The organism is bacterium (assembly GCA_022616075.1).
In the GTDB taxonomy this organism is placed as follows: domain Bacteria; phylum Acidobacteriota; class HRBIN11; order JAKEFK01; family JAKEFK01; genus JAKEFK01.
The window spans coordinates 1-7,408 of sequence record JAKEFK010000156.1; the positions used below are offsets into that span (position 1 = coordinate 1).

The 7,408-nt window shown below is 49.6% G+C and carries 6 protein-coding genes and 1 tRNA gene; 6 read left to right on the plus strand and 1 reads right to left on the minus strand.

What is annotated here, in order from left to right; genetic code table 11:
* Window positions 1-673, minus strand: a 673-nt coding sequence (locus tag L0156_12485; GenBank protein ID MCI0603817.1) for an AraC family transcriptional regulator, incomplete at its 3' end; no start/stop codon positions are given.
* 194 nt (window positions 674-867) lie between these two features.
* Between L0156_12485 and L0156_12490 the strand changes: the two genes are divergently transcribed.
* The 6 genes from L0156_12490 (at window position 868) to L0156_12515 (ending at window position 7,357) form a co-directional block, all read left to right on the plus strand.
* Window positions 868-941: transfer RNA gene (locus L0156_12490), tRNA-Gln, on the plus strand.
* A 271-nt stretch (window positions 942-1,212) separates the two neighbouring features.
* Complete coding sequence (locus L0156_12495; GenBank protein ID MCI0603818.1) at window positions 1,213-2,328, plus strand: slipin family protein; 1,116 nt, start codon at window positions 1,213-1,215, stop codon at window positions 2,326-2,328.
* A 62-nt stretch (window positions 2,329-2,390) separates the two neighbouring features.
* Window positions 2,391-3,791: a 3' terminal RNA ribose 2'-O-methyltransferase Hen1 gene (locus L0156_12500; GenBank protein MCI0603819.1), complete on the plus strand. Its 1,401-nt coding sequence runs from the start codon at window positions 2,391-2,393 to the stop codon at window positions 3,789-3,791.
* Window positions 3,788-6,337, plus strand: coding sequence for a polynucleotide kinase-phosphatase (locus L0156_12505; protein ID MCI0603820.1), 2,550 nt, complete (start codon window positions 3,788-3,790; stop codon window positions 6,335-6,337). The genes L0156_12500 and L0156_12505 overlap by 4 nt, the downstream gene beginning before the upstream one ends.
* A gap of 46 nt (window positions 6,338-6,383) precedes the next feature.
* The gene (locus tag L0156_12510) at window positions 6,384-6,950 is read left to right on the plus strand and encodes a YeeE/YedE family protein (protein ID MCI0603821.1); all 567 of its coding nucleotides are present in this window, start codon (window positions 6,384-6,386) and stop codon (window positions 6,948-6,950) included.
* On the plus strand, window positions 6,947-7,357 hold the full coding sequence (locus L0156_12515; protein MCI0603822.1) for a YeeE/YedE family protein: 411 nt from the start codon (window positions 6,947-6,949) through the stop codon (window positions 7,355-7,357). Before L0156_12510 ends, L0156_12515 begins: the two co-directional genes overlap by 4 nt.
* Window positions 7,358-7,408: the final 51 nt, after the last annotated feature.

The window sequence follows — 7,408 nt, forward strand, 5'->3', positions numbered from 1 at the left end:
ACTGGATCCGCAAGATTCGTAAATATTCACCGATCGATTGGCCGTAATGTTTCCGAAAAGCTCGATGGAGATAGATCGGGTGGACTCCGGCTTCCATCGCCAACAGTTGAATGCTCAACTGCTTTGCAAAATGATCATGAAGCCGTTCACGGACTCTTTTAAGCCACACAGGCGCACCGGATTTCTCGTCCTTAATGAGCAACCGGTTTGCTGATCCAATCATTTCCAGGGCCAATCCTTCCATGATCAGTGGAGAATCTACGTCCGATATTCTGAATTCGCGGTAAAGATTCAAACCCAATTGGAAAAGTACGCCACCTGAAAAATAAGTAGGATCACCCAGCATGAGATCATCCGAAAGGCGCTCCAGTCTTGACAACCAGTTCGAGCCAAATTGCATGTTAAAACATCTTGTTGAAGTGGTCTCAAAATGATTAGCATGAAGCTGATCGGCAGGCCGAAAAATAACATCGGATGATTTGCACGTCCGATTCCCTGTTTCATGAAGCTCAGTGAACTCTCCTTGCAAGACGATTATGAATCCGGCCTGTTTGTGAGAATGCTTTTCGACCAACTGACCCGACTTATAGAAGGTCTCAGCGAAGACCAGATCACCAACTGTCCTGGCATGAAGCACATCTGTTGGAAATTTTCCCGCCTTTAATTTGAGCATGCAGACATTATCTATTTTACAGTTTATCGCGCGCAAAATTTCTGTTGACAAGAATACACGCGATCATTAGAATACTTTCCCCGTGGAGGACATTAAAATGTCAATGATCATCAAAGGTAGAGGTTCAGAACGCCTCGCTGGTGCGGCTTCGCTGAAGCACCGCATGCCGATGGTCGGAGACCGCTTCCACTCCTACCGATATAGCTCAGTGGGTAGAGCGACAGATTTTGGGATCTGTGAGTGGCAGGTTCAAATCCTGCTATCGGAGCCCGGTGCTGCAAACACCGCTAAACACCTGTAGCCTGATCGGGCTTCACTCCTGCCGTTCTTAGAATCAAATCTATTTTCGGCACCGCTACCGACGCTTTGAGCGATCTCTGAAACTGCCCTCGGAAGCGGCCGTTTTTCGTTATTCCAGTTTTTTTGGATCATCGAAAACATCGCAACCAGGAACTCTAAAGATCTCCCGCGAAGGGATCGGGGAGTAAGCCCGTGAAGCTTTTTCTGAAAAACCATGAACACAAAAGGAGGTGATTCAGATGGTTTTGTTTCGGCGCATTCTGGTCGGTGATCAGGAGCGCGTATTGCTGATTCAAAAAGGTCGATTCGTTCGAATTCTGGAACCTGGCGAATACTGGGTTTGGACTTTTGGACGAAAGGTACAAACGGAACGTTACAACGTGCGCTGCGTAACATTCGAAAGTGATTGGTCCGATTACCTTGCGAAGGAAAAGCGCGCAGAAGCGGAACGCTTTTTCACAATCGCAGAAACCAATGACGCGCAGGTTGCCATTGCGTTTCTCGATGGAAAGGTTTGGAGCGTGATTGGACCCGGAAAGCGTGCATTGTTCTGGCGTGGACCGGTCGAGGTCACTGCTCGAATTGTTGATGTGAAGCAAGGTGCACAAGTGCCTGCTGATTTACTGCAGGCGCTCGCTCGTATCAAGACAGCGTTGGTGACGTTCACTATAGTCGAGGAAGGAAAGGCCGGCCTTGTGTTCGTAGAAGGTCGCCTTGTTCAGACACTGGAACCGGGCGCTTACGGTTTTTGGAACGTTGCGCAAAACGTTCGGATGGAGGCAATCGATATGCGATTGCAGACACTGGAAATTGCGGGTCAGGAAATCTTGACCAGCGATAAAGTCTCGATTCGAGTCAATGCTTTCGCTGAATACCGTGTTGCAGATGCTGTGATGGCAAAGCAAATGGTTAAGGATTACAACGAACATCTGTACCGAACCGTTCAGTTGGCGGTCCGGCAGACGCTCGGCAAACGGAGCCTGGAAGAGATTCTGGCGGAGAAGGTGGACATCGATGAATCGGTCGCCGAATCCGTGCGCCGGGAAATGGAAACTGTCGGTGTTCGCGTTGGCGCAATCGCGCTTAAGGATATTATCCTGCCGGGCGATATGCGCGAGATCCTGAACCAGGTTGTAACTGCGGAAAAGCAAGCTCAAGCGAATTTGATTCGCCGGCGTGAAGAGACCGCTGCAACGCGCTCTTTGCTCAATACGGCCAAATTGATGGAGAACAACCCTCTGTTGGTTCGCCTGAAGGAGCTGGAGACGCTGGAGAAGCTCGCGGAAAAAGTTGAGAACATCAACGTTCTCGGTGGCTTCGACACGCTTTTGCAACGAATGCTGACTATGAAATAACGGGGGCGGGCAGTAATGCCCGCCTTTCGTTTCCTTCTATGATAAACATTGAAGAGAGCAAAATGCTTTTAACGATTACGACTATACACAAACCAGCCACAGATCTTGGCTATTTGCTTTATAAGAATCCGGCGCGCTTGCAGTCCTTTTCTCTTGCTTTCGGACAGGCACACGTTTTCTATCCGGAAGCATCCGCAGAACGCTGCACGGCTGCCTTGCTTTTGGAAATTGATCCAATTGGTCTTGTTCGCAACAAACGTGGAATGAGTGGAAATTCGTTTTCACTGGAACAGTATGTGAATGACAGACCCTATGTGGCTTCCTCTTTTCTTAGCGTTGCGATCTCCCAGGTGTTTGGAAGCGCACTCGGCGGAAGAAGTAAGGAAAGACAGGAGCTCGCGGAAAAGCCCCTGCCTTTTGAAGTGAAGATTGCAGTGTTGCCATGCAGAGGCGGAGAAATGTTTCTACGGAAATTATTTGAACCATTGGGTTATACAGTGAAGGCGTCTCAACTTGTCCTGGATGAAAAATTTCCAGAATGGGGGCAGAGTCGTTACTTCAGTGTTGAGCTACAATCGGTTGTTCGCCTGAAGGATTTGCTGCGGCATCTTTACGTTCTGATTCCGGTTTTAGATGATGAGAAACATTACTGGGTGGGTGAAGATGAAGTGGAAAAATTGTTGCGGAACGCTTCGGAGTGGCTAGGATCTCACCCGGAGAAGGAGCAAATCACAAGGCGCTACCTGAAACATCGAAAGAGACTTGTTCGGGATGCCCTTGCGCGACTCGTTGAAGAGGATGATCAGGATCCGGACAAAACTGATGAAGAACATGCGAACGAGGAGGCACAATTGGAGGAGCGAATCAGTTTGAACGAACATCGTTTCGGAGCAGTTTTGGCTGCAGTGCGAAACGCAAGCGCCAGAAGTGTCATCGACTTCGGTTGTGGTTCCGGAAAACTGCTGGAACGTTTTCTTCAAGAAAAGTCGATCGAAAAAATCGTTGGTATGGACGTTTCGTATCGCGTCCTGGAAGTTGCAAACGAGAAGCTACGGCTCGACCGGCTTCCGGAAAGGCAGAGATCCAGGATTCAATTGATACAGGGTTCGCTTACTTATCGCGATAAACGATTGGAAGGATTCGATTGTGCTACGGCCGTGGAGGTAATTGAACATCTGGACATGGATCGCCTTAACGCGTTTGAGCGCGTGGTATTTGAATTCGCCAGACCCAAGACAATGATCATTACAACACCAAACGCCGAATACAATGTCCGTTTTGAAAATCTTCCGGCCGGCAAGTTGCGTCATAAGGATCACCGTTTCGAATGGAATCGACCCGAATTCGAATCGTGGGCAAGAAAAACGGCAGAAAGACACGGTTACTCTGTTCGTTTTCTTCCCATAGGCCCGTTGGACAGGGAGCTTGGAGCGCCCACACAGATGGGGGTATTTCAGCGATGAAAATCACGATACCGGAGTTATCTGTTGTGGTGCTGATCGGCGCCTCGGGCTCAGGGAAAAGCACATTTGCGCGCAAGCATTTCAAACCGACAGAGTTGCTTTCGTCTGATTTCTTTCGCGGGCTGGTGTCCGATGATGAAAATGATCAAACGGCAACAGAACGCGCGTTTGAGGCGCTGCATTTTGTTGCTACTAAAAGATTAGAATCTGCAAAGCTGACAGTCATTGATGCGACAAACGTTCAGCAGGAAGCTAGACAGCCGCTCGTACAGCTCGCGAGAAAGTTCCACGCTTTTGCAGTGGTGATTGTTCTTAAGGTGCCTGAAAAGATTTGTCTGAAGCGGAATGAGACGCGATCGGACAGGCAGTTTGGATCGCATGTTGTGCGCCAGCACTGTCAATTGTTGCGGCGTTCCATCAGGAATTTGGAACGGGAGGGTTTCCGTTATGTCTACGTGCTGGATTCTCCGGAGGAGGTTGATACAGCCGAAGTGGAACGCCAGCCGCTCTGGAACAACAGACGGTTCGATCATGGTCCTTTTGACATAATCGGAGATATTCATGGATGCTTCGATGAGCTTGCTGAACTGCTGAACAGGCTTGGATATCAGGTCGATCAAACGGATTCAGAAAGTAGTTACAGGGTGGTTCATCCTGAAGGTAGAAGGGTTGTCTTTCTTGGAGATCTTGTCGATCGCGGTCCGAAGACGCCTGAAGTATTGCGTCTTGTTATGGACATGGTTGATTCAGGAACAGCGCTTTGCGTTCCCGGGAACCATGACACGAAACTGCTGCGTAAGTTGAATGGTAAAGACGTTCGCATCACGCATGGTCTGGCTGAATCACTGAAGCAATTGGAAAATGAGCCGCCGGAATTCATACAAAGAGTGTCGAAATTTCTGGATCGTCTCATCAGTCACTATGTGTTGGATGACGGGCGGCTCGTTGTTTCTCATGCAGGGATGAAAGCTGATTTGCAAGGGCGAGGATCAGGCCGCGTTCGCGATTTTGCTCTGTATGGAGAAACAAGCGGTGAAACGGATGAGTACGGTTTGCCGATCCGCTACAACTGGGCGTCTGATTACCGCGGCAAAGCGATTGTTGTGTACGGTCATACGCCTGTGCCGGAACCGGAATGGCTCAACGGTACGATCAACGTTGATACGGGATGTGTATTTGGAGGAAAACTGACAGCCTTACGGTATCCGGAAAAGGATCTTGTATCGGTGCCGGCGAGATTCACGTACTATGCTCCGGCAAAACCATTTCTGGAAGAAGAGAAACAAGCACCGGCTCTGACCGCGCAGCAACAACACGATGATCTGCTGGATATTGAAGATGTGATCGGAAAGCGGATCATCTCAACATCGCTTTATCGCAATGTGACCGTTCGTGAAGAAAATGCCATTGCTGCACTCGAAGTGATGAGCCGTTTCGCGGTCAGCCCAAAATGGCTGATCTACCTTCCGCCAACGATGTCGCCTTGCGAAACGAGTAATGAACCTGGATTGCTGGAGCATCCGGCAGAAGCTTTCTCATATTACAGGACGCACGGAGCCGGCAGAGTTGTCTGCGAGGAAAAGCACATGGGATCGCGTGCGGTCGTCATTGTGTGCCGTGAGGAAAAGACGGCGGTGAAACGCTTTGGCGTGTTCGAAGGATTTGGGATTTGCTACACTCGCACGGGCCGTCGTTTCTTTGAAGATCGGGAACTGGAGCAGCAAGTGCTGGAACAGATTCATTCGGCTTTGAGCGCTGCGAGCATCTGGGAAACGTTTCAAACGGACTGGGTCTGTCTCGATTGTGAGTTGATGCCCTGGTCCGCGAAGGCTCAGGATCTGCTTCAAAGCCAGTATGCCGCGGTCGGAACTGCGGCAAATGCGGCGCTGCAGCAGTCGATTCAAGCTTTGAATTGTGCGGGTCAGAGCGATTTGGTCGAGAGTCACAAGGATCGATTGTCGATGATCGATCAATATGTTGATGCGTACAGGGGATACTGCTGGTCCGTCAGGTCTGTTTCTGATTTGAAGCTCGCGCCGTTTCATTTGTTGGCTACGGAAGGAAAGGTTCATATTGACCGTGATCACGTATGGCATATGGAATCGCTGCAGCGGATTTGCGAAACTTCGCCGGAGTCGATTCTTCTGCAAACGAAATATAGAGTTGTCGATCTAACAGATACACAGAGCTGCGAAGATGGAATCGCATGGTGGAAAGAGCTAACGGAAAACGGAAATGAAGGAATGGTTGTGAAGCCTTTTGATTTTGTTATGCGTGGAAGGAGAGGCCTGTTGCAACCCGCGATCAAGTGCCGGGGGCGGGAATATCTGCGCATCATCTATGGACCGGAGTATACGCATCCTGAGAATTTGGAGCGGCTCCGTTCCCGCGGGCTCTCCACAAAACGTTCCCTTGCTCTGCGCGAATTTGCGCTGGGTGTTGAAGCGCTTGAGCGCTTCGTACGTCTGGAGCCTCTGCGACGCGTCCATGAATGTGTGTTTGGCGCTCTCGCTCTTGAAAGTGAACCGGTCGATCCGAGATTATGATGTGAAACTGGCCTGACGCACACTTCTGATGTAGTATCGGGAAAACATGGAGTGGTTAAGGCAGCCGTGGCCGTGGTACATTGCTGGACCGTTGATCGGACTAGCAGTCCCTGCACTGTTGATTGCGGGGAATAAGGCGCTTGGCATCTCATCTTCTTTACGCCATATCTGCGCAGCTTGTTTTCCCGCGAACATTCCTTTTCTCAAATACGACTGGAAGAAAGAGAGCTGGAATCTGTTTTTCGCGGCGGGAATTGTGATTGGCGGTTTTCTCAGTGGATATTTGCTCCGTTCGCCGGATCCGGTTGCTATTTCTGCGAAGACCGTTCAGGATTTGCAGGCATTGGGCATCGAACCGCAAACGGGATTGTTGCCACACGAAATTTTCAATTGGCACAGTCTTGTCACTTTTCCCGGGCTCATCTTCATCGTAGCCGGCGGATTTCTTGTTGGTTTCGGAACCCGGTACGCGGGTGGTTGCACATCCGGTCACGGAATCATGGGTCTTTCCAGCTTTCAATTGCCTTCGTTGATTGCACTGTTATCCTTTTTTGCCGGTGGGATTGCAGCAACTTATCTTTTGCTTCCAAGAATTCTTTTATTGATACGATGAAGAACATCAAATATCTTTTACTGGGCATTGGTTTTGGAATCGCTTTGACAAAGAGCGAAGCCATCTCCTGGTTCCGGATCCAGGAAATGTTTCGTTTTCAAGGTTTTCAACTATATGGAATCTTTGCGACCGCCATTCCTGTAGGAATGCTTTCGGTCTGGTTGATCAAGCAGTCTCAAGTGAAAACTCTATCCGGGGAACCGATTGCGATCCCTGCCAAACAAAACAATCATGGCTACATCATTGGCGGATTTCTTTTCGGCATCGGTTGGGCATTCACCGGAGCTTGTCCCGGTCCGTTGTATGCGCAGCTGGGTTCCGGACTTACCGTGACCGCGGTGACAATTGCAAGCGCTATTCTCGGTACCTGGGTCTATTCTCTCCTACGCCCCAAACTACCGCACTGATTTAGTCAGGTTGCTTGTTCATCTCTGCACTCCAATTCAACACAATCGTAA